This is a genomic window from Pseudonocardia sp. ICBG601 (genome assembly GCF_020496245.1).
This window is the reverse complement of record NZ_JAHLJA010000168.1, coordinates 119,450-141,775: the sequence shown is the minus strand read 5'-3', so window position 1 is coordinate 141,775 and position 22,326 is coordinate 119,450. Positions and strand designations below refer to the sequence as shown.

Below are 22,326 nucleotides of genomic sequence, written 5' to 3'. Positions count from 1 at the left end.
CCAAGATCCGGGGTCAAGGCCCGTGGCGCTCCAGCGTGGCGATGTTCCGGCTCACTGCTGACTGCGTGAGCCCGACGACTGCTGCCGCGCCGGTGAAGCTGCCGCGGTCGGCAATGGCGAGCAGGCATCGGAGGTTCACAAGGGTCAGATCCACCGCGTCATGCTGACAGCTCATGAGCGGTGTTCGAGGAAGTTGTTGGACTCATACTCGCTGCTCGGGTCGTATGCGTATGTGCTGACCGACGGCAAGTCGACCACCAGCCCCCGTGTTCTGGTCGGCCTGGTGGTGCTGTGGCTGTGCTGGGGGTCGTCGTTCCCGGCGATCCGGATCATGGTCGACACCCTTCCGCCGCTGCTCGGCACGGGGGCGATCTTCCTGACGGCGGGCCTCGGGCTGGCCATCGCGTTCCCGTCCACCATCCGTCGGGCCCGGCTCGGGCCGTCGGTGGTCGCCGCAGGCGTCGGCATCGGCCTGCTCGGAGCCCAGGGCGCCGTGGCCGTGGCAGAGCAACACGTCTATGCCAGCACCGCCGCGCTCATCGTCGCCGCGGTCCCGCTGTGGGTCGTGCTGTTCCGGGCCGTTCTCGGCGACCGGCCGGGGCTCGCGGCGCTGGCCCGGGTCGTCGTGGGACTCGTCGGAGTAGTGGCAGTCCTGTTCGCGGCACGCCCGGCACAGGGCGACCCATGGTCGGTCTGGCTACTTCTGGTCGTCGCAGCCTCGCTGTCCTGGGCCGCGGCCACGCTGTGGGCCTCCCGTTCGACGATGCTGCCCTCGCCCCGCGACGCGACCACGATCCAGCTCATCACCGGTGGTGCAGCACTCGTCGGCACAGGGCTGGCCTCGGGGGAGCTGTCGACGTTCGCACCGGACGACGTGTCCATCGCGTCCTGGGTGGCCTTCGGCTACCTCATCGTCGTCGACTCGTCGGCCGGTTTCGCGCTCTACAACTGGCTGCTGCGACGGGCACCCATCGGGCTCGTCAGCACCTACGCCTACGCGGTACCGCTCGTGGCCTACCTGATCGGGATCACCGTGCTCGGAGAGCCCTTCAGCATCCTCGCCCTGGCCGGTGCCGGCGCCGTCCTCCTGGCGGTCGCGGCCGAGATGGGTTCACCGAACCAACCCCACGACCGAGACCGAGGCGCGTGACGAGATGAGTGAATGCCGTCTACCGCCTGCGCAACGACAGGCGCCAAGCCGGCGCCGAGTGCTTCGACCGAAGCGGTCACAACGTTCCCGAGGCGCGCCCTGGCCGGCCCAGCGGGCCATATCGCGTTCCGGTCGATCCCGGTGCTTGAATGCTGGCCATGGCCCTCGACGAGTTGGTCGCCCTGCTCGCCAGGCATGCCCGCCCCGACCTCGGCACGCCCATCGAGGGCATCACCGTCTTTCGGACCATCCCAACCCGCCGGTCCCGACCACCTACGGGAAGGTGCTGGCCGTCGTCGCGCAGGGTGCGAAAGCGTTCGCGCTGGGCGAGCGCCTATTCGAGTACGAGGCCGGGGAGTACATGATCGCCTCGGTCGACCTGCCCGTGGCTGCGAGCTTCATCCGGGCCAGCCCGACAGAACCGGCGCTGGGATTCGGCTTCACTCTGGAGCCCACCGCGGTTGCCGAGGTCCTCCTTCAGGTGGATCCCGCCGACCTGCCGCCCCTACCCTCCCGCGCTTCGGCCGGCCTGGCGGTCAGCTCCGCTTCCGTCGAGCTGCTCGATGCCGTCGTCCGCCTCCTGCGCCTGCTCGATCGTCCCGCCGACATTCCGGTGCTCGCGCCGCTGATCAAACGAGAGATCATCTGGCGGCTGCTGACCGGCGAGCAGGGCAGCATGCTCCGCGAGTTCAGCCTGCCGGACAGCAATCTCAGCGCCATCGCACGTGCCGTGCACTGGATCCGCGAGAACTACGCCGCGACGTTCCGGGTCGAGGAGCTGGCGCAGCGGGTCACCATGAGCGTCTCGGCGTTCCACCGCAACTTCCAGACCGTCACCTCGATGAGCCCCATCCAGAGGCTTATTCAGGGCCCGTGAAATAACGATCTAGCCCGGCGTGTCGGGTTGGGCGACAGCCCGTCCATCGCGAAGATTGGTTTGTCGAATCAATCCGAGATGAATGGGCTGTCGCAGTATGTACTATACCACTGGCTTTCGGCGTGATGAGATTCAGGATCTTGCCGCTCTGGTGCATGAGCAGGATCAGCGGAACGCGACTGGCCTGCGACGGCCTTGGCCGCCGATTCTGGGATTGTTCTGGTCGGTGGTGATCACGTTGGCGTATCTGCGCGGGAATCGTGTGCAGTGGGAGTTGGCGGAAACCTACGGGGTGTCGCAGTCGACGGTCAGTCGAGCGATCGCGGGGGTGACACCGTTGCTGGCGCAGGCGCTGCGGAGTGTCGTTCCGACGGCGGAGGAGCTTCGTGCCGATCGGCAGTACATCATCGACGGAACCCTGCTGCCCTGCTGGTCATGGACCGCCGTACCAGGTCTGTGGTCGGGCAAGCATCGCACCACCGGCGTCGTCGTCCAGGTCGCAGCCACCCTGGAAGGGCAGCTGTCGTGGATCTCCGACCCGACCCCAGGCTCCCGACACGACCTACATTGCCTCGACCAATCCGGCGCCCTCGACCACCTCGCCACATACCCCCCGATCGGCGATAAAGGATACATCGGGCGCGGCATGCTCACCCCGTTCAAAAAACAACCCGGCCGGGAACTTCTCGACTGGCAGAAAACATTCAACAAGAGCCTCAACCGCACACGCGCCACCATCGAGCGAGTCATCGCCCATATCAAGTCGTGGAAAGTTCTCCACACAGACTACCGCCGACCCTACGCCACATTTAAAACGACGATCTCGGCAGTCATCGGACTCATCTTCTACGCACTTACCTGACGGAGCCTGAATAAGCCTCCCAGTACCAGAAGCAGATTCGGCTGCAGCGCGCCCGACTGTTGATCGCCGCGACCCCGGGCGACATCGCGGCGATCAGCCGGCAGGTCGGCTACGAGAGCCACGCCCAGTTCAGCCGCGAGTACCGCCGTCAGTTCGGCCGTCCTCCACGTCAGGACGCGGGCAGGCTCGTCGCGACCGACCGGACCGACCACCGGTCGCGCGCCGCGGTTGACTAAAACTCGCCATCTCTTGACCGATCCTGCCGGGCCGCCCTCGGCAAGGGCCGCGCGCCACCCGGCGGGGATAGCCTCGAACCGTTGGTGCTGATGGGGCATGAAGGTCGATCGAGGTCGATCCGCGCGGACGGGAGACGACGCGTGCGTGAGGAGGAGGGGACGGGTACGAACTGTTCGGGCGCCACGCCGAGCTGGCACTGAGCGCCGAGCTCGGTGCGGAGGTCGGTGGCTCCGCCCACGATGCCGCGTCGCTGCTGATCGACGAGCGGCGCGAAGCTCCCGACACCACCAGCACCGTTCGCGCGGCCACCGCGGCAGCGCTTCTCGCGATCCACGGCGGTGGCGACGTCGGCACCGCGCACCGCTTGCTCACCGGTGACATCGGAGCGATGCCCGCGCGCACGGGCCCACCGCGCAGCTGGCCGTGAGTGGGTTGACCGACAAGCCCGACGCTCGCTGTCACGTCGTGGCCACCTCGCCGGTTGCCACCTCCGCCTGCCCGGCAACGGCCCGGCTGGGGACGTGGATCGGCGAGCGGAGGTGATCGTGCCGCGCCGATGGTCGGAGCTCCGCGGGTCGGACGACTGATACCGGTCGGCGTGGCCGACCGGAGAGCGCCTCCACGTACACCGATGGCGGTCACCGCTGTTCCCGTTCTGATTCGACTACCAAGAGGATGCGATGACCGACCACACACGCAGCGAACTGTCGCTACGAGTCGACGACACGACGCACCGGATGTCGGTGGACAATCGCCGGACCCTGCTCGACGTGCTGCGGGAGGACCTCGGCCGCACCGGACCGAAGAAGGGTTGCGACCGCGGGCAGTGCGGTGCCTGCACGGTGCTGTGCGACGGCCGGCGGATCGTCTCCTGCCTCACCCTCGCGGTCGCTGCTGACGGCGCCGTGGTCACGACCGTCGACGGACTGGCGGGCGAGGGCGACCTGTCGCCGATCCAGGAGGCCTTCGTGCGCCTGGACGGACTGCAGTGCGGCTTCTGCACTCCCGGACAGATCTGCTCCGCGGTGGGGATGCTCGCCGAACATGCGGCCGGCTGGCCGAGCGCCGTCACCGCCGACGACGCACCGGATCGTGCGCCGGAGCTCGACGCTGCCGAGGTGCGCGAGCGGATGAGCGGCAACCTCTGCCGGTGCGGCGCCTACCCCTCGATCGTCCGCGCGGTGCTGGAGACCGCAGCTCGGCAGGAGGCCACGTCGTGAGGGAGATCGCCTACCAGCGGGCGACCCAGGTCCGCGACGCACTCACCGCGGTCGCCAACGATGCAGGGGCCCGGTACCTGGGCGGGGGCACCAATCTCGTCGACCTGATGAAGGGCGGCATCGAGCAGCCGACCCGGCTCGTGGACGTGCGTCGGCTCCCGCTCGACGGTGTCCGGGAGCACGCCGACGGCGGTGGCCTCGTCATCGGGGCGACCACGTCCAACAGCGACCTGGCTGCCCACCCCGAGGTCCGCCGTCGGTTCCCGGCGCTGACACAGGCCGTTCTGGCCGGCGCGTCGGGACAGCTGCGCAACATGGCGACCGTCGCCGGCAACCTCCTGCAGCGCACGCGCTGCGGCTACTTCGCCCAGCTCTCCCACGCGTGCAACAAGCGGGTTCCCGGCAGCGGGTGCGCCGCGATCGAGGGGATCCACCACAACCACGCCGTGCTCGGTCACTCCCGGCACTGCGTGGCGACCCACCCCTCGGACATGGCGGTGGCGCTCGCGGCGTTCGACGCCGTCGTGCACTACGAGACGCTCGACGGGGTCGGCGAGATCCCGCTGTCGCAGTTCTACACCCCGGTCGGAGACAGCCCGGACCGTGAGACCCTCCTGCCGGCCGGTGCGCTGGTCACCTCCGTTGCCCTGCCCGCGTCCGCGGTGAGCCCACGGTCGCGCTACCGCAAGGTGCGCGAACGCGCGTCGTACGCCTTCGCGACCGTCTCCGTCGCAGCCGCCCTCGACATGCGCGACGGCGAGGTCCGCGACGCGCGCATCGCTCTCGGCGGCATCGCGTCGCGCCCGTGGCGGGCACGCTCGGCAGAGGCTCTCCTGCGTGGTGCCCGGCCCACCCCCGAACGGGTCCGGGCCGCGGCCGAGGAGGCACTGGGCGAGGCGGAGCCATTGCGTGACAACGCCTACAAGGTGGCCCTGGCGATCAACCTCGTCGACGCCGTGCTCAGCGAACTGGCCGGAACGGAGAACGACCGATGAACCCCGTGCCTGCTCCCGCCGCGGTCGGCACCCCACGTCCCCGCGTCGAGGCCCGACTCAAGGTCACCGGTACCGCCGACTACGCCGCGGACGTACCGGTGCCGGACGTCGTGCACGGCTGGATGCTCACGGCCACGGTGTCTCGGGGCCGGGTCCGCGACCTCGACGCGTCCGAGGCGCTCGCCCTGCCGGGGACGCTCGGGGTCCTCGACCACCGCAACGCGCCCCGGCTCAACCCCGAGATCGGCAACTACTTCGGCCCCGACGGCAGCGTCCTGCTCCTGCAGACGGCCGACATCGCCTACGCCGGCCAACCCGTCGCGCTGGTGGTGGCGGAGACGCCGGAGCAGGCCAGAGCCGCGGCCGCGGCGGTGCGGGTCACCTATGACGTCGAGCCGCACGACGTCGACCTCATCCCGGAACACCCGGCAGCGAGGCCCGCGTCGACCGCCTTCGGGCCGGAAGCGGACACCGGCGACGTGGACGCCGAACTGGCCGCGTCCGCGGTCGTGGTCGAGGAGCGCTACCGGACCCCCGAGGAGAGCCACTGCGCGATGGAACCGCACTCGGCCACCGTGTGGTGGGCCGACGACCGCATCCACGCCGTGGACTCCAACCAGGGCGCGTTCAGCGTCGCGGAGGTCCTGGCGAAGCTGTGGTCGATCGACCGGGAGCAGGTGCACGTCCGTTCCGAGCACGTCGGTGGTGGTTTCGGCGGCAAGAGTGCGTGCGGCCCTCAGATGATCCTCGGGTCCATGGCCGCCCGCGAGTTCGGCCGTCCGGTACGGATCACCATCACCCGGGCCCAGGTCTTCGCGACGACGTCGTCGCGGCCGCCGACGGATCAGCTGCTGACCATCGGGGCCGACGCCGACGGGCGCCTGCGCGCGATCCACCATCGGGCCGCGTACGCGCTCTCGCCGCTCGCCGAGTACATCGAGGGGTGCACCGAGCAGGCCAAGATCCTCTATGCGGCGTCGGCGATCCGTACGCAGCTCACCGCCGTGCCGCTGGACGTGCTGCCCCCGGCCTCGATGCGGGGGCCGGGTGCGACGCCGGGCTCGTTCGCCCTCGAGTCGGCGATGGACGAGCTGGCCGAACGCCTGGACCTCGACCCGCTCGAGCTGCGCATGCGCAACCAGCCCACCGTCACGCCGGTCACGGGCATCCCCTTCAGCACCCGGCGTCTGGTCTCCTGCATGCGCGAGGGTGCGCGGCGGTTCGACTGGGCAGCGCGCCACCCGCGGCCGCGCTCCCGCCGGGAGGGCCCGCTGCTGATCGGCACGGGCATGGCGTGCACCTCCTTCGGCGCCGGGGTGTTCCCGTCGACGGCTTCCATCACGGCGGAGACCGACGGCACGTTCACGGTGTCCGTCGGTGCCAGCGACATCGGAACGGGCGCGCGCACCGCGCTGACCGCGGTCGCGGCCGACGCGCTCGGGGTCGGCACGGAGCGGATCCGGCTCCGGCTCGGCGACAGCGATCTGGGCATGGCGTGGGGCGCGGGCGGTTCGCGCGGCACGACGTCCTGGTCGTTCGCCGTCGTCGAGGCCGCCCGGAAGCTGCTGCGGGAACGCGGTGACCAGGGTCGACCGCTGACCGCGACCGTCGACACCAGCACGATGATCGACTTCCGGCCCGGGCAGGAACGGCAGACCTTCAGCTCCGTGTTCGCCGAGGTCACCGTCGATCCCGCGACGGGTGAGGTGCGGGTCCGGCGGCTGCTCGGCATGTTCGCCGTCGGCCGGGTGATCAACCCGCTGCTGGCCCGCAGCCAGGTGGTCGGCGGGATGATCATGGGCCTGTCCATGGCCCTGCACGAGGAGAGCGTGCGCGACCCCCGGACCGGTGGTTTGGCCAACGGTGACTTCGCCGGTTACCACATCGCCGCGCACGCCGACGTGCCCGAGGGCGAGGCCGATTTCGTGCCGGACTACGAACCGCAGGACCCGTCGGGGGTCAACGGACTGGGCGAGATCGGCACGGCGGGCACGGCGGCAGCCATCGCCAACGCGGTCTGGCACGCGACCGGCACCCGCCAGCGAACCCTCCCGATCCGCCTCGACCGTGTGCTGGAGCCGGCAGCGGCGCTCGTCGGCTCCGCAGGCACCGCTCGGCGGGAACGCTGAGGATGCCGCACTGCCGAAGGCGGCGGGTGCCGAATCCTTCATCCACCATCGCGACCAGCAAGGAGCAATGACCGCGTTGACCCAGAACACCGGGGCCACCGAGACAACCGATCGGGACAGTGCTGGCGATCCGCAACCCGTAGCCGGATCGGCGAGCCGCTCCTCCGGCCGGCGAGTGACCATCGCGATCGACGCGCTACTGCTCCTCGCGAGCCTGGCCTACATCGCGGATCCCGAGGATCCTGCGGTGGACTCGACGAGCTTCGTCGTGACGAGCCTGGGGTGGACCGTCGTCGCCGCCTGCTACGCCGAGATCCGGGTGTCCCGGGTGCGCCGGGCGAGGCGCGGGGACCAGCGCTGGCCACAGCGGCTGGCCGGTCGCCGCACGAGTTACCTCATCACCCTGTCCACGGCGCTCATCCTGTTCGGTGCCGGCCTCAACATCGCCACGGCCGAAGGCCCCGAGGGCACCGTCGCCGTCGTCAAGGGGCTCAGCGTCGTCATGGTCCTGCTGGCCTGGGCCATCCTGCACCTGAGCTACGCCGAGCGCTACGCCCGGCTGTACCTCGACGGCGGCGACGTACCGATGTCGTTCCCCGAGACACCGGCGCCGACACTGCTCGAGTTCGTCTACTTCTCCTTCGCCATCGGCACGACCTTCGCCACGTCCGACGTCGAGATCCGCACCACCCGCGCCCGTGGGATCGTGCTCAGCCACGGCCTGCTCGCGTTCGTCTACAACACCGCGATTATCTCCATGGTGGTCGGCCTGCTCACTGGCAACAGCGGCTGACCCGCCGCATGCGGCGTGCGAGCCGGGAGATCGGCTGCCCCGTTCCTGACAGGACTCCGTGCCATGTCGTCGGGGCTCTGTCGCCTGGTCGGCGTCGGCCGCCGCGCGGATGATGGATCGGTGAGCTTCGAACTGCGCAGGACCGACCACACCGGGATCACGGTGTCCGATCTGGACCGGGCGGTGGCGTTCTGGTGCGACGTCCTCGGCGTCGAGGTGGAGCGACGTGCCCACCTCACGGGGACCTTCGCCGAGGACGTCGTCGGAGTGCCCGGTGCCGACATCCGGACCGCGATCATCCCGTTGCCCGGGCATCGCCTCGAGCTGCTGGAGTATGTCCGTCCGGGGCCCGCGACGGACCACGCCCCGGGCCCGGACACCCCTGGTGCGATGCACCTCGCGTTCGTGGTCGAGGACCTCGACGCCTTGCTCGCTCGTGTTGCGGAGGGTGGATGGGCCGCCCCGGGGCGGCCGCGGGAGATGGCTGATGGGCCGCGTGCGGGAACCCGGTTCGTCTACGTCCGCGACCCGGACGGGACCACGGTCGAGTTCATCGAGGAACCACGGCCGGCCGCGTGAGCGCCCGTCTCGCCACCCGTGCGTCGACGGTGACGAGCACTGTTCAGAGGTCGAGGACCAGGCGGCGGCACGCGGATCGTGAGACGCAGGGGAACATGACGTCGTTGGCCTCCTGCTCCTCCGGCGACAGGAGGGAGTCCCGGTGGTCGACCTCGCCGGCAAGGACCGGTGTCTCGCAGGTGCCGCACGTTCCCTCGCGACAGGAGTACATGACCTGGACTCCTGCCAGCTCGACGACGTCGAGGACGGACCGGTCGGGCGGGACGGTGAGGGTGATGCCGCTGGTTGCCAGCTCCACCTCGAAGGACTCGCCCGGTCCGGACCCGGCCGGGTCGACGACGTGCTTCGGAGCGAACCGTTCGACGTGCAGGACGCCGGCGGGCCACGCCGCGCAGCGGGCTTCCACCGCAGCGAGCAGGGGCGCGGGCCCGCAGGCGTAGACGAGCGTGTCGGTCCTCGGAGTGCCGAGGATCGCTGTCAGATCGATCGGACCGACCTCGTCCTGAGGATGCAGCGCGACCGAAACCCCGGTGCGTTCCCGGAGTTCGTGCAGGAACGCCATCGAGGCGCGCGACCGTCCGCCGTAGTGCAACTCGACGGCCGCGTCAGCGGCCCGGGCTGCGGCCACCATCGGCAGGATCGGGGTGATGCCGATCCCGCCGGCGATGAAGATGTAGCGCGGGGCGGGCAGGAGGGCGAAGTTGTTGCGAGGGCCGCGGACCTCGACCTTGCTGCCCGGCTTCAGTTCGTCGTGGACGAACCGGGAGCCGCCGCGCCCGTCGGGATCGAGAAGCACCGCGATCCGCCACCGGTCGGTCTGTCGGACCGGCCCGCACAGTGAGTACTGACGGATCAGATCCGGCTGCAGCAGCAGGTCGATGTGGGCGCCGGCCTCCCAGGAGGGCAGGTCCGAACGGTCGGGGCGTTGCAGGGTCAGGACGGCGACGCCGTGTGCGCCCTCGTCGCGTGCGGTGACCTCCAGGGTCAGGGTGGTGTGCTCACCGGGGGGTGCCACTACGGGGCCTCCGTTCGCGGTCGAGTGGGGGGATGGCGGGCAGCGCCCACCTCGGCGCCGCGGCCGAGCGGGACCGATCCGGCGGCGCCTGGCCTGCCGTCGGAGCAGCGGGTCCCGCGGGCTCCCGGATCGAGGGGCTCGCGCATGTCTCCTCGTTGCGGGGTCGTCGGGCGTGACGAGGTACGGCCCGCACGGTGTGAACGTGTCGAAGCTCTTGCGCACCGAACGGTCCTCCCCACCGCGCATGGTCATGTCCAGCAGGCAGGTGTATCCGGCGATGTGGTCACCCACGTCGTCGACCGGGACGTGCGAGGCCCGGCGTCCGATGACCACCGCGAGCTCGCCCTCCTGGTCGAAGCGGCGGTCGTGGTAGGGCAGCTCGATCAGGCCGTCGTGGCCGATCAGGGAGCTCGGCGCCTTGAGGAAGACCCCGAGGGAGTCGATGTGGGAGGCCTGGCTCATCTCGACCTGGTGGTCGACGTAGTTGACCGGCGCAGCAACGATCTTGCTCGGGTCCGGCACGGGGGCGAGCAGCCGGGTGGGGTCCAGCTCCGGACCGCTGGGGCGCAGCGAGGCCGGGTCGGTCCCGGCGTCGAGGAGCCGCCGCAGCGGACTGCCGGGCCCTGCGGGGACCTGGTCGGTGACGTCGAGGGTGACGCCCTGGTGGGCCAGCCCGAGGCGGGTCGTGCCGGTGGCGTCGAGTACGGAGCAGAGCTTCACGGAGGCTCTCCGATCGGGAGGGAGACGGGTGGGCGGGTCAGGACGGGACGAGTCCGGGGGCGGGCTGTTCGAGGTAGAGCCAGTCGACGTCGCGGTAGTCGTCGTCGGCGCGGTCGCGCAGGACGCGGTTGCGCAGGGAGAGCGCGACCGGGTCGGTGAGGTGCCACATGTCTGCCCACGGGCGGGCCCGACGCTGGCAGGTGGTCACCCGGGCCAACCGCTTCTGTTCGTAGGCGGCCAGGGCCTTCTCCACGTCGTCGGAGTGTTCGCTCAGGCAGGCGGCCACGGTGTCGGCGTCCTCCAACGCCTGGCAAGCGCCCTGACCCAGCACCTGCAGCATCGGGTGTGCGGCGTCGCCGAGGAGTGCGATCCGCCCGGCGGCGATGTGGTCGAGCGGTTCGCGGTCGAACAGCGGCCAGTGTCGGGCTCGCGAGACCGAGGCGGCGCTGAGCCGCACCGCGTCCGTGGTGTCCTCGTACGCCGCGTCGAGCTCCTGGGGGGTGCCCCACTCGGTGTCGGGGACTCCCGCGGCGAAGCTGTCGCTGTGGAAGACCGCGACCTGGTTGTAGAGGGCGCCGGCGCGGACCGGGTACTGCATGAGGTGCAGCCGCGGCCCCACCCAGAGCACGATGTCGTTGGCGTCGACGTCGGTGGCGACGTCGCCGATGGGCATGGTCCCGCGGTAGGCCACGTACCCGGAACAGACCGGTTCGTCGTCGACGAACAGACGACGTAGCCGCGAGTGCAGACCGTCGGCCGCGAGCACCGCGCGGGCGCGGTAGCTGCTCGAGTCCTCGCACGTGACCAGCACGTCGTCGTCGCCGGGGACGGCGTCGCGGACGGTCCGATCGTTCTCCAGCGTGACCCGGGGTTCGGCGCGGCAGGCGTCGAGCAGGATCTGCAGCAGGTCACTGCGGTGCATGACCAGGTAGGGGAAGCCGTAGCGGGACCTGTAGGTCTCTCCCAGGGTCAGCCCGGTGAGCCGTTCGCCGGTCACGGCATCGCGCATCACGGCGCGTTCGGGGTGTACCGCGACCGCCTCGACGGCGTCGAGGACCCCGAGCCGGTGCATCACGCGGGTGGCGTTCGCCCCGAGCTGCAGGCCGGCCCCCACCTCGGCGAACTCGGAAGCCTGCTCGAGCAGGTGGACCGCTCGACCGCCGCGGGCGATCGCGAGCGCGGTGGCGAGGCCGCCGATGCCGCCACCGACCACGAGCGTGTCGACCTCCTTCGGGGGCTGCGGCGACGTGGTGGACGGTCCGATCGCAGTCATGGCTGCTCCTGTTCGCGGTAGAGCCCGAGTGCATGGAGCACGGGAGCGTCGCTGGTGGAGAACGCGTCGATGCGCTCGTGGGCGTGCAGGCTCCAGGGCACCCAGGACGGGATGGCCAGGATGTCCCCGGGGCCGAGGTCGAAGCGCTGCTCACCGACCTCGGCGACACCGCTGCCGTGGAACACGGTCAGCACCCGGGAGCCCGTCTGGCGGATCCTCGGTGAGGAAGCCCCCTCGACGACGCAGTGGGCCTCGCAGCGCATGGTGGGCATGACGTCACGGCCGGTGGTGGGGTCGACGTAGGTCATCGTGGCCGCCCCTGCACCGGTGACGTCGAGCCGTCGTGCCAGCGCGCGGTCGGTGTCGGCCCACCGGTAGGCCAGAAGCGGTGAGTGTCTGGTGGGGGTCGTGCGCTCTGCCGGCGGTGGAAGCAGACCGGGCGCGCCGTAGGAACGTTCCGACCGCGACACGGGATCGGTGAGGCGTTCGACGTCTTCCGAGGGACCTTCCTCGAAGAACACCGCCTCCAGCGCAGCGACCATCGGCAGGTCCAGGACGTCCATCCACAGCATCGGCTCGTCGCTGGGATTGTGATGTTCGTGGAAGGTCCAGCTCGGTGTCAGCACGAGGTCTCCGGCCGACATCGCCAGCGGATCCCCGTCCACGAGGGTCCACACACCGGAGCCCTCCAGGATGAACCGCAAGGCTGCAGGGGTGTGCCGATGCGCCGGGGCGACCTCGCGTGGACCCAGGTACTGCACCGCCGCCCACAGCGAGCTGACCGCGTAGGGTGCCCCGCCGAGCCCGGGATTGGCACAGGCCAGCACACGCCGGTCCCCGCCGCGGTCGATCCCGACCAGCCGGCCGGAGCGCTCGCCGAGGCTGCGGAGCTGCGCGGCCGACCACCGGTGGGGGACCGACGCCACGGTCGGTGTCGGGGTGAGCAGGCCCTTGAGCTCCCACAGCGGCTGGAGGTGTTCGGTGCTCAGATCGCTGTAGAGCTCGTCGAGCTCGGGGTCGGAGTGGGAGAACCGGCGGGTGCTCATGTGGCGACCTCCGGGGTCGTGTTCGGAGCCTCGGTGGACTCGGGGGCGGTGGTGAACTCCGGTGTGGTGGGAACGGCGAGCGCTGCCATCGAGAGCAGGGTGACGAGCCCCATGGCGGCCATGTAGACGGCGATGGGCAGGGAGGAGTCGTAGGTGGCGAACAGCGCCGTCGCGGCCAGTGGAGCGATCGCGCCGCCGAGCACACTGCCGACCTGGTACGCCGTCGAGGTTCCGCTATAGCGCACCCGGGCCGGGAACACGTCGGCGATCAACGCGGCCTGCGGTCCGGCCATCGCAGCGATGGACGAGGTGGCCACGACGATGCCGTCCGCCATCAGCACGGGCTGTGCGGTGTCGATCAGCAGGAAGAACGGGACCGCCCAGACCGTGGCCAGCGCGTCACCCACGAGGAAGACCGGCTTGCGGCCGACCCGGTCGGCGAGGACCGCGGACGCCCAGATCACGGCCATCCAGCTCGTGCTCCCGATGACGATCAGCGTCAGCATCGTGGGCTGCGACAGCTCCAGGGTGCTCGTGCCGTAACCGAGGAGATAGACCAGCACCAGATAGCCCAGCGCGGGCGCGGCGATACTCGCGCCGCTGGTCAGCAGCAGCCGGCGGGGGTGGTCGCGCAGCACCTCGACGACCGGTCGACGGGCGACCTCGCCGCGGGTGCGCACGGCCTCGAACTCCGGCGACTCGCTGATCCGCAGCCGGATGAGCAGCCCGACCATGACCAGGGCCGCGGAGATCAGGAACGGGATGCGCCACCCCCACGCCAGGAACGCCTCCGGCGAGATCGCCAGGCTGAGCAGCAGGAACACGATGTTCGCGGCGATGATCCCGGCCGGCAGGCCCATCTGCGGGAACGAGCCGTAGAGGGTCCGCTTGCCGGGGGGTGCGTGCTCGACGGCCATGAGCACCGCGCCGCCCCACTCGCCGCCGACGCCCACGCCCTGGGCGAAACGCAGCACGACCAGCAGGATCGGCGCCCAGATGCCGATCGTGGCGTAGGTCGGCAGGACGCCGATGAGGAATGTGGCGCCGCCCATCAGCACCAGCGAGAACACCAGCAGCTGCTTGCGTCCGACGCGGTCGCCGAAGTGCCCGATGATGATGCCGCCGACCGGACGCGCGATGAACCCCACCGCCAGCGTCGAGTAGGCGGCGAGGGTTGCCGCCAGCGGGGAGGCCGACGGGAAGAACTGCGGGCCCAGGACCAGCGCGGCCGCCGTGGCGTAGATGAAGAAGTCGTACCACTCGATCGCGGTTCCGATGAAGCTCGCTCGGGCGACCCGTCGTGCGCGGGTTGCGCGGGTCTCGGTGGGCGTGAGCGCCACTGCTCAATCCTTCCGTGTACGTAGTAAAAGATGGCCAGCGTGCGGCCGAAGCGTGGAGTCGAGCGCGTGAGGTGGTGCGTGGGCAGACGGCGAGGTGCGTGCGGGTGCGGCTCAGCCCGACAGGATCGTGGCGCGCTCGGTCCAGGCCCGGGCGGCGGCGCGGGTGGCGGTGTCGGTGAACCGGTCCTGCGGACGGGCGCCCGCGGCGGCGCCTTCGGCGGCGAGCAGCTTCTCCAGAATGCGGCGGGACTGGAGCGGGCCGGCGTCGACCTTGATGTTCAGCTCGAGCGGGTAGGACGGCTCCCAGGCGGCGATGATGTGCTCGATCGCTTCGCAGGCGGCGATGTCCTACTCGAAGACCCCAGCGACGGCCGAGAGGGTGTAGTCGGTGACCGAGTCGTCGCCGACGGCGTAGTCGCGGCTGACCGACCAGAAGTAGTGGGTCGTGGTGCGGGTCTCGGGCGTGATGGCGTGCATGGTCTTCTGCCGGCACATCCGGGAGTCGCCCGGGTCTCCGGAGGGCTTCACCGTGGTGGTGGTGATGTGGAAGGCGGGGGCGAAGAACTCGGCGATCTGCTGGCGGTCGATCAGGGAGTCGATGCCGGTCATGCGGGTGAAGAACGGCGGGCAGGAGACCCCGGCCATCTCGCGGCGCACGGTGACGGTGTGGTCGTCCCACGTGGTCGTGATCGGCAGTTCGGCGATCTCGGGGAGCCGATGGACTCCGGGTGCAGGAAGCTCAGGTGCGACAGGTCGAGCAGGTTCTCGTTGAGCAGCTGCGCCCGGGCATCCATGTGCAGGGTTCCGGCTGCGGTGCTCCACCCGTCGGCGGTGTACCAGTGGTGGTCGGGGATCTGCGCTGGTCGTGCCTGGTCGGGGTCGCCCATCCAGATCCAGACCAGCCCGTCGCCCTCGACGAGGGGGAAGGTCTGCACCCGGACCTTGTCCGAGATTCGGGTGGAGCCGGGGATCCGCACGCAGGCGCCGGTCGGGGTGTAGGTCAGGCCGTGGTAGCCGCACTCCACGTTGTCGCCACGCAGGCGACCCAGCGACAGCGGCATCTGCCGGTGCACGCAGCGGTCGACCATCGCGACGGGGGTTCCGTCCTGGGTGCGATACAGCAGGACCGGGTCACCGAGCAGGAACCGGGGCAGCATCCGGCCCTGCTCGATCTCGGCACTACGGGCTGCCACGTACCAGGCGTTGCGGGGGAACTCGTCGGGATACATGGAGGGCCTCGATTCTTCGGCCGCGTCGCCGAAATGTTCCGTGTACGTCCTAATCGAGGACGGTAGGGCAGTCGAGGTGCGTCGTCAACGGGGCTCGAGGGGTCAGGCGGCGGAAGGGGGGCCCGAGGGCTCTCGCCTGTAGGCGACGGCGCCGAGGTTGTCGAGCAGGCGTCCGCGGGACGACACGGGGAGGAGGTCGAACAGAGCTGCCTGAACGTCGGCGGCACGACGCGTGATGTCGGGGAGCTCGCGTCGCCCGGCCGGTGACAACCGCAGGGCCTTGCGGCGCCGGTCGTGGACGTCGGTCGCAGCGGTGACCAGTCGGGCTGCGGTCAGTCGCTCGACGATCTCCGTGGTCGAGGTGCGGTCGAGTGCCGCGGCCTCGCCGAGCGTGGACTGGTCGGCCGGTTCGTGGTGGGCCAGGGCGCAGAGCAAGGCGTACTGAGGACCGGTGAGACTGCCGCCGAACGTGTGGGTCCATCGCGCGACGTAGGCCTGCTGGGCACGGCGGATCAGGTGTCCCGGGGTGGTCGCCAGATCCAGCCCGGCGGCGACGTCGTCCTCGACCCGCGGCGGTGGGTCGCCCTCGTAGGCCAGGAGGGCCAGGTCGGTCACCAGCTCGCGGCGGCGGTCGGCGCTCAGGGGCGCCAGCAGGTCGCGCTGTACCCGCGCGGCCGCGGTGGTCAGAGAGGCCAACGCCACCTGTGCGGGTGGACTCAGGTGCAGCACCTTGCGGCGGCGGTCGTCGGGATCGGGGCCCGCGGTCAGCCATCCCCGTCGCACCAGGCGGCGCACGATGTCGGTGGTGGTGGACTTGTCCAGCGAGGCCAGCTGCCCGAGGGTCTTCTGGTCGAGACCGGGGCGCCGCGCCGTGCCGGACAGGACGGCGAACTGCGGTCCGGTCGGTTCGGGACCGACGTGTTCGACCCAGAGCAGATTGTGCTCACGCTGCGCCCTGCGGATGAGGTGCCCCGGGGTGCGGGCGAGATCGAGCGTGGGTGGGCTGCCGGGCGCGCCACTGCTCGCACTCATGTGGACAGTGTGACACCCGGGACGGACGCGCTGGTCCGACGCGCCTCTCCTGGGCCCGCCTGCGCTCATGGCGCAGCCGGGTGGCCTGGTGGAGCGGGTCCGCAGGTGGTGGGTTCGCCTGCGCGGTCGTGACGTGCGCCGTCGGCTCACGCGCTGTGTGCACGTCGGGCCGTGGCTCGGACCTCGTGGGCAAGGCGATCGACGTCAGCGCCACCGAGTACCGCGATCACGCCGATGCTCGCGGCCGACGTGGCCCGGGATGCAGGTGGACCGGGGCCGCGACGCCGAGAGTCCCCGGGTGACCTGCTCCTTGCTGATCGCCACCCCGGCTGCGCGCGCAGCCCGGACCTCTGACGAGTCGTCCGGGGACTCCGGGTGTCCGGCGAGGATCGCGACACCGCCGGCTCCGCGAGTGAGCGCGTGCCGGCTGCCCGCACGGAACGAGAGGTGGAACTGGGTGTTGACCGGCTCGACGACCAGCAGCGCCACGGCGTCGTCCGCCTCCTCGACCATCAGGAACGCCGTCGCCGAGCAGGCCTCGGCCAATTCGCGCAGCAATGGGCGCAACGATTCCTCGAGGTGTGGCATCCATGCGCTGGCGAGGGCGACGGTGCCGAATCCCAGCCGGTAGCGCCCCGTGTTCGCCTTCTCCGCCAGTCGGTGTTCCTCGAGGGTGCCGAGCAGGCGGTACACGACCTGGCGATGCAGGCCGAGCTCCGTCGCGATGGCGGCGACGGAGAGTCCCTCGTCGGCGCCCGCGAGCAGCTTCAGCACGCGAATCCCTCGGTCCAGGGTCTTCGCTCGGTCGTTGTTGGTCGAGCCCGATTCGCTCATCACTGCTCCTGCTCGAGTGCTGCAGTCCGGCTCGAGTCCTTGACGAACGGTGCCGACTGCCGCACAGTCGTGTGCTCAGCAATGTGTCACAGTGTCCGATTATGTGTCAAGCCTGGAAGTGACGTGCACCCGATCTCGTTGAACCACATCGCCTACCCCACGTGGGACTCGGCAGCGACCTACCGCTTCTACACGGAGGTGCTCCGGTGCCCCTTCGTCGCTGCGATCCAGCTCGACCAGGTGCCCTCGACCGGGGACCCCACGCCGTTCCTGCACACCTTCTACGGCCTCTCCGACGGCGGCTGCGTGGCGTTCTTCGAGGTGGACGGTCTTCCCGCCCCTCAGCCCGACGGGGTGCCCACGTGGATCCGGCACCTCGCGCTCGACGTGTCCTCGGTCGAGGAACTGCACGAGTGGCGAGAGCACCTCCTGCGTCACGAGGTCGAGCCGGTCGGCGTGGTCGACCACGACGGCACCTGGCTCTCGCTCTACGTCTTCGACCCGAACGGCGTGCGGATCGAGTTGACCGTGCAGACCCGTGAGCTCGGCGAGCCGGACCGGGTGGAAGGACTGGAGTCGCTGCAGCGGTGGTGCGCCCAGCGGGGCCAGCGCCTGCCGGCCCACGTCGCCTGAACGGACGGAGAACCGACATGGTCGATCGCGACACTCTCGCCATCCCCTGCGCCGCTTCGCCGGATCGCGTCGACATCTACTCGGGTGTCGCTCGGCTGAGCCAGACCCTGTGGGCCAGCCGCTGGCGTGCCGAACCGCTGCAGCAGGAGGTGGTCGTACTCATCGTGCACCCCACCTCCAACTTCCTGGGCCACTACGCCCTGCGACCGCTCGCCGAGCTCGGTGTCGACGCCGTCGGCCTGACCACGCGCTTCATCGGCAACGACACGTCGTTGACCATGGAGGACTGCGTGGTCGACATCGGCGCCGCCATCCGGCACCTGCGCGAACTCGGTTACCGCCGGGTCGTGCTGGTCGGGAACTCCGGCGGCGGCGGGCTGGCCGCGCTCTACCAGAGCCAGGCCGAACGCCCCACGATCACCGAGACCCCGGCCGGGGACCCACCCGACCTCACCGCCGCGGACCTTCCGCCGGCCGACGCACTCGTCATGGCCATGGCACACCCCGGCCGGGCCACGGTCTTCACCGAGTACCTGGACCCCGCCGTCGTCGACGAGGCCCGTCCGTTCGACCGCGACCCCGAACTCGACATGTTCGACCCGAGGAACGGGCCCGCCTACTCGTCGGAGTTCGTGGCGCGGTACCGCGCGGCCCAGCTCGCCCGCAACCGCCGGATCACCGGCTGGGTCCGGGAGCAGCTGGAGTGGCTGCGCACCGAGTCTCCGGCCACACCGGAGGGCACGCGGATCGACAACCTGCCCTTCGTCGTGCACGGCACGGCGGCCGACCCCCGGTTCCTGGACCTGACCCTGGACCCGTCGGACCGCCAGGCGACGACGTTGTGGGGGCACCCGTGGGTGGCGAACTACCAACCGGCGACGCTCGGCCACCTGACGATCCTGCGTGCCTGGCTGAGCCAGTGGAGCGTCGACGACAGCCGCGCCAACGCCCCGGCCGAACTGCCCCACGTCTCGGTACCGGTGCAGGTCGTCCACGGCTCGGCGGACACCGCGGCCTTCCCCTCACACGCCTCGGCGATGTTCGACGCGATCACCCACGACCGGCGCGAGCTCATCGTGATCAAGGGCGCCGACCACTACTTCCGCGGTCAGCCCGAGCTCGCCCGCGAGATGTGCGAGCACATCGTCCGGTGGGCGCGGGAGACCGGGTGACGAGCACCGTGTCCGACGTCGTGATCGTGGGCGCCGGACCCACGGGACTGGTCACCGCGCTCGGCCTGGCCCAGCGCGGGATCAGCAGCGAGGTGCTGGACGCTGCCGACGACGTCGCCGTGGGAAGTCGCGCGCTGGGACTGTCACGGCGGACTCTCCAGATCTTCGACACCCTCGGTGTGGCGGACACCTGCCAGGAGAAGGGCGTGCCCTGGGTCGGGTCCCGCAGCTTCTACCGTGATACCGAGGTGTTCCGGCTGGCGATGCCGGACGAGCCCGACGAGGCCTTCCCCGCCATGCTCAACCTCTCCCAGGAGGACGTCACCCGGATCCTGCTCGATCAGATCCACAAGACCGTGCCCGATCTCGTCCGGATCCGCTGGGGGACCCGGGTCACCGCGATCAGTCCCACCGCCGACGACGTCCGGGTGGAGATCCGGACGGCCGCCGGGCCTGTGGCTTCGAGGGCGGGCTGGGTCGTGGCGTGCGACGGCGCCCGCAGCACCGTCCGGGAGCTGCTCGATGTCCGGCTGGAGGGGCAGAGCTGGAACACCCGCTACGTGATCGTCGACGTCCGCCTGCGCAGCGACCACCCCGCCGAGCGCCGGGCCTGGTTCGACCCGCCCTCCAATCCCGGCTCCACCGTCCTCATGCACCGCCAACCCGGGGACGTCTGGCGCCTGGACTACCAGATCGACGGCGACCCGGCCGCCGACCCCGACCAGCTCGTCGCCGACGTCGTCAGCAGGGTCCGCGAGCACCTCGATCACATCGGCGAGACCGGGCCGTTCGAGGTGGTCTGGGCCTCGACGTACCAAGCCCGAGCTCTCACCGCCCCGCGCTACCGTTACGGCCGGGTGCTCCTCGCGGGCGACGCCGCCCCACCTCATCCCCATCTTCGGGATCCGTGGCATGAACTCGGCCGTGGAGGACGCGAACAACCTCGCGTGGAAGCTCGCGGCCGTCCTCGACGGCCGGGCCGGTGCGGACCTGCTGGAGACGTACTCGACCGAGCGCCTCGCCGCCGCACGCAGCAATCTCGCCCTCGCGACCCGGTCCACGCTGTTCATGGCCCCGCCCACGCCGGCCCACCATCTCCTCCGGCGGGCCCTGCTCGGTCTGGTCGCCGACGGCCACACGCACCTGCGCGCCGTCATCAACCCCCGACAGACGGGCACGGTGGGCTACCCGGACTCCGACCTGCACTCGATGTCCCGGGCCGGTGCGCCCGCCACCGGACCCACCATCGGTGACGTCTTCCCCGACGCGCTCGTGACGGCCGCCGACGGTGCGTCGACGCACCTGAGCCGCCATCTCGGACGCGCCGCGGCGTTGGTCTGCTTCGGCAGTCGACCCCCGGTCGTCCCCGCACAGCACGACCTCGACGTGCTCACCGTCCTGGAGGAGGGGGCGGCAGGGGCTGTCCCCGGAGAGCCGTTCGTGGACACCGCCGGCCGCGCCCACCGGCGCTGGCGGGCGCGGCCCGGCGATGTCGTCCTCGTCCGCCCGGACGGACACGTCGCGGGCGCCTGGGCCCGTCCGTGCCGGACCGAACTCGAGACCGCCCTCGCCCGCCTCACCTCCCCGGAGTCGCCATGACCATGTCGGCCGAGGACCTGGACACGGTCTACCTCTCGCGCTCACGCGCACCCTCGAGCAGACCGGGAGTGCCGACACCCCGGAGTACCTGGCCCGGCTGGTTCTGCTGCTCGCCGCCGACATCGGCGACCCCGCCCTGCTCCAACGACGGATCGACGACGCGCGCCTGCCTTCTTGACCACCACCTGTGACAACGACGTCAGGACAACGATGACCACGACGCCCGAACAACGACCCACCCACCCGGCCCACGTCCACGCCTCGACCCCCGCCGAGCAGCGCAGGGTCCTCGCCGCGAGCTTCCTCGGCACCACCGTCGAGTGGTACGACTTCTTCATCTACGGCGCGGCCGCGGCACTCGTCTTCGGCCCTCAGTTCTTCCCCTCGCTCTCGGCCACCGCGGGCACCCTCGCCGCCTTCAGCACCTTCGCCGTCGGCTTCGTCGCCCGCCCGTTGGGCGGACTGATCGCAGGCCACCTCGGCGACCGCAAGGGGCGCAAGTCGGTCCTCGTGGCCTCACTGCTCGCCATGGGTGCCGCAACCGTGCTCATCGGGCTGCTCCCCACCTACGAGCAGATCGGGATCTGGGCGCCGATCGGCCTGGTCGTCCTGCGGCTCGTTCAGGGTCTGGGCGTCGGCGCGGAATGGGGCGGCGCCGTCCTCATGGCGGTCGAACACGCCCCGCCCCGCAGGCGGGCCTTCTATGGCAGCTTCCCGCAGATGGGGGTCCCTGCCGGGATCATCCTGTCGAGCGTCGCCTTCCTGGTCCTCAACGCGACCCTGAGCACCGAAGTGTTCGCCTCCTGGGGCTGGCGCATCCCGTTCCTGCTCAGTGCCGTGCTCATCCTCATCGGCCTGCTGGTTCGGCTCTCCATCCACGAGAGCCCCCTCTTCGCCGAGGCCGCGGCCTCCCGTGGGAGGCAGAACCGCAGGCCCCTGGTGCAGGTCGTCGTGCGGCATCCGCGTGAGCTCCTGGTCGGCACCGGAGCCACGGTCGCGGCCACCGCGCTCGGCTACCTGGTCCTGGTCTACATGCTCGCCTACGGCACGACGGCGCTGGCGCTGCCGCGGAGCACGATGCTCTGGCTGACCCTCGCCGCCGCCGTCGTCTGGCTCGTCGGGATCGCGGGGAGCGCGCTGCTCGCCGACCGGATCGGCCGCAGGCGGGTGTTCGTGATCGGGGCGTCGCTGGCCGCCGTCTGGGCCATCCCCTTCTTTCTGCTGGTGGACAGCACCCACACCGCGGGGATGGCCGTCGCGTTCGTCGTCGCCGCTGTCGCCATCGCGGCGATGGCCGGACCGCAGGCCGCGCTCATCGCCGAGATGTTCCCCGTCGCCGTGCGCTACAGCGGATCGTCCATCGCGTACCAGGCCGGATCCGTCCTCGGCGGCGGACTGGCCCCGATCGTCGCGACCGCCCTGTACAGCGCCACGGCGAGCTCGACATCGGTCGCTCTCTATGCGATGGCCACCGCCCTCGTGAGCCTCGTGGCCGTGCTCTTCCTGCCCGCCGCGTCCCGACCCGGCAGCCCCTCGCCGGACCCGCTCCACCTCGACCCGACCACCACACGCCCAGCGAAGGAACGATGAC

At 70.7% G+C, this 22,326-nt stretch carries 19 protein-coding genes and 3 pseudogenes; 14 read left to right on the top strand and 8 right to left on the bottom strand.

The annotated features are described in order from the left end of the window. Positions 1 to 13 precede the first annotated feature (13 nt). Positions 14 to 154, bottom strand: coding sequence for a LysR family transcriptional regulator (locus tag KPL57_RS56630; protein ID WP_226358431.1), 141 nt, complete (start codon positions 152 to 154; stop codon positions 14 to 16). 39 nt (positions 155 to 193) lie between these two features. Between KPL57_RS56630 and KPL57_RS56625 the strand changes: the two genes are divergently transcribed. The 9 genes and pseudogenes from KPL57_RS56625 to KPL57_RS56585 all read left to right on the top strand — a co-directional run bounded on the left by KPL57_RS56625 (position 194) and on the right by KPL57_RS56585 (position 8,842). After that, positions 194 to 1,150, top strand: a complete 957-nt coding sequence (locus tag KPL57_RS56625; RefSeq protein ID WP_226358430.1) for an EamA family transporter — start codon at positions 194 to 196, stop codon at positions 1,148 to 1,150. Between the two features lie 4 nt (positions 1,151 to 1,154). Then, on the top strand, positions 1,155 to 2,027 hold the full coding sequence (locus KPL57_RS56620; RefSeq protein WP_226358429.1) for an AraC family transcriptional regulator: 873 nt from the start codon (positions 1,155 to 1,157) through the stop codon (positions 2,025 to 2,027). 97 nt (positions 2,028 to 2,124) lie between these two features. Further along, a complete protein-coding gene (locus KPL57_RS56615; protein ID WP_226350834.1) occupies positions 2,125 to 2,889 on the top strand; it encodes a transposase family protein in 765 nt (254 codons plus the stop codon). Between the two features lie 29 nt (positions 2,890 to 2,918). After that, positions 2,919 to 3,125 (top strand): annotated as a pseudogene (locus KPL57_RS56610) (helix-turn-helix domain-containing protein); the annotation flags it as partial. A 681-nt stretch (positions 3,126 to 3,806) separates the two neighbouring features. Then, positions 3,807 to 4,346, top strand: coding sequence for a (2Fe-2S)-binding protein (locus KPL57_RS56605; RefSeq protein ID WP_226358428.1), 540 nt, complete (start codon positions 3,807 to 3,809; stop codon positions 4,344 to 4,346). After that, positions 4,343 to 5,341 carry a xanthine dehydrogenase family protein subunit M gene (locus tag KPL57_RS56600; protein WP_226358427.1) on the top strand — a complete coding sequence of 333 codons (999 nt, stop codon included), beginning with the start codon at positions 4,343 to 4,345 and terminating at the stop codon, positions 5,339 to 5,341. The genes KPL57_RS56605 and KPL57_RS56600 overlap by 4 nt, the downstream gene beginning before the upstream one ends. Beyond that, positions 5,338 to 7,470: a xanthine dehydrogenase family protein molybdopterin-binding subunit gene (locus KPL57_RS56595; protein WP_226358426.1), complete on the top strand. Its 2,133-nt coding sequence runs from the start codon at positions 5,338 to 5,340 to the stop codon at positions 7,468 to 7,470. Before KPL57_RS56600 ends, KPL57_RS56595 begins: the two co-directional genes overlap by 4 nt. A gap of 175 nt (positions 7,471 to 7,645) precedes the next feature. Next, positions 7,646 to 8,263 (top strand): DUF1345 domain-containing protein, encoded by a 618-nt coding sequence (locus KPL57_RS56590; RefSeq protein WP_226358425.1) that lies wholly within the window; start codon positions 7,646 to 7,648, stop codon positions 8,261 to 8,263. 120 nt (positions 8,264 to 8,383) lie between these two features. Further along, positions 8,384 to 8,842, top strand: a complete 459-nt coding sequence (locus KPL57_RS56585) for a VOC family protein (RefSeq protein ID WP_158071517.1) — start codon at positions 8,384 to 8,386, stop codon at positions 8,840 to 8,842. Positions 8,843 to 8,885: 43 nt separating this feature from the next. Here the strand turns inward: KPL57_RS56585 and KPL57_RS71080 are convergent, their stop codons facing one another. From KPL57_RS71080 to KPL57_RS56545, 7 genes and pseudogenes are all read right to left on the bottom strand, one after another. After that, positions 8,886 to 10,577 carry a fumarylacetoacetate hydrolase family protein gene (locus tag KPL57_RS71080; protein WP_308253160.1) on the bottom strand — a complete coding sequence of 564 codons (1,692 nt, stop codon included), beginning with the start codon at positions 10,575 to 10,577 and terminating at the stop codon, positions 8,886 to 8,888. Between the two features lie 37 nt (positions 10,578 to 10,614). Then, positions 10,615 to 11,850, bottom strand: a complete 1,236-nt coding sequence (locus tag KPL57_RS56570; protein WP_226358424.1) for an FAD-dependent monooxygenase — start codon at positions 11,848 to 11,850, stop codon at positions 10,615 to 10,617. Beyond that, positions 11,847 to 12,896 carry a cupin domain-containing protein gene (locus tag KPL57_RS56565; protein ID WP_226358423.1) on the bottom strand — a complete coding sequence of 350 codons (1,050 nt, stop codon included), beginning with the start codon at positions 12,894 to 12,896 and terminating at the stop codon, positions 11,847 to 11,849. Before KPL57_RS56565 ends, KPL57_RS56570 begins: the two co-directional genes overlap by 4 nt. Beyond that, a complete protein-coding gene (locus KPL57_RS56560) occupies positions 12,893 to 14,236 on the bottom strand; it encodes an MFS transporter (RefSeq protein ID WP_226358422.1) in 1,344 nt (447 codons plus the stop codon). Before KPL57_RS56560 ends, KPL57_RS56565 begins: the two co-directional genes overlap by 4 nt. 348 nt (positions 14,237 to 14,584) lie before the next feature. Further along, a pseudogene (locus tag KPL57_RS56555) lies at positions 14,585 to 15,465 on the bottom strand (Rieske 2Fe-2S domain-containing protein). Positions 15,466 to 15,567: 102 nt separating this feature from the next. Next, positions 15,568 to 16,497 (bottom strand): MarR family winged helix-turn-helix transcriptional regulator, encoded by a 930-nt coding sequence (locus tag KPL57_RS56550; RefSeq protein ID WP_226358421.1) that lies wholly within the window; start codon positions 16,495 to 16,497, stop codon positions 15,568 to 15,570. Positions 16,498 to 16,701: 204 nt separating this feature from the next. Then, positions 16,702 to 17,331, bottom strand: a complete 630-nt coding sequence (locus tag KPL57_RS56545; RefSeq protein ID WP_226358420.1) for an IclR family transcriptional regulator — start codon at positions 17,329 to 17,331, stop codon at positions 16,702 to 16,704. Positions 17,332 to 17,454: 123 nt separating this feature from the next. Between KPL57_RS56545 and KPL57_RS56540 the strand changes: the two genes are divergently transcribed. The 5 genes and pseudogenes from KPL57_RS56540 (at position 17,455) to KPL57_RS56525 (ending at position 22,325) form a co-directional block, all read left to right on the top strand. Then, positions 17,455 to 17,964: a VOC family protein gene (locus tag KPL57_RS56540; RefSeq protein ID WP_226358419.1), complete on the top strand. Its 510-nt coding sequence runs from the start codon at positions 17,455 to 17,457 to the stop codon at positions 17,962 to 17,964. A 17-nt stretch (positions 17,965 to 17,981) separates the two neighbouring features. Then, positions 17,982 to 19,136 carry a hypothetical protein gene (locus tag KPL57_RS56535; protein ID WP_226358418.1) on the top strand — a complete coding sequence of 385 codons (1,155 nt, stop codon included), beginning with the start codon at positions 17,982 to 17,984 and terminating at the stop codon, positions 19,134 to 19,136. Continuing rightward, a pseudogene (locus KPL57_RS73215) lies at positions 19,097 to 19,969 on the top strand (FAD-dependent monooxygenase); the annotation flags it as partial. The gene KPL57_RS56535 and the pseudogene KPL57_RS73215, both read left to right, overlap by 40 nt. A 79-nt stretch (positions 19,970 to 20,048) precedes the next feature. Then, on the top strand, positions 20,049 to 20,735 hold the full coding sequence (locus KPL57_RS68370; RefSeq protein ID WP_264199828.1) for an FAD-dependent monooxygenase: 687 nt from the start codon (positions 20,049 to 20,051) through the stop codon (positions 20,733 to 20,735). A 210-nt stretch (positions 20,736 to 20,945) separates the two neighbouring features. Next, entirely contained in the window at positions 20,946 to 22,325 is a 1,380-nt protein-coding gene (locus tag KPL57_RS56525) for an MFS transporter (protein ID WP_226358417.1), read from the top strand. Position 22,326 lies beyond the last annotated feature (1 nt).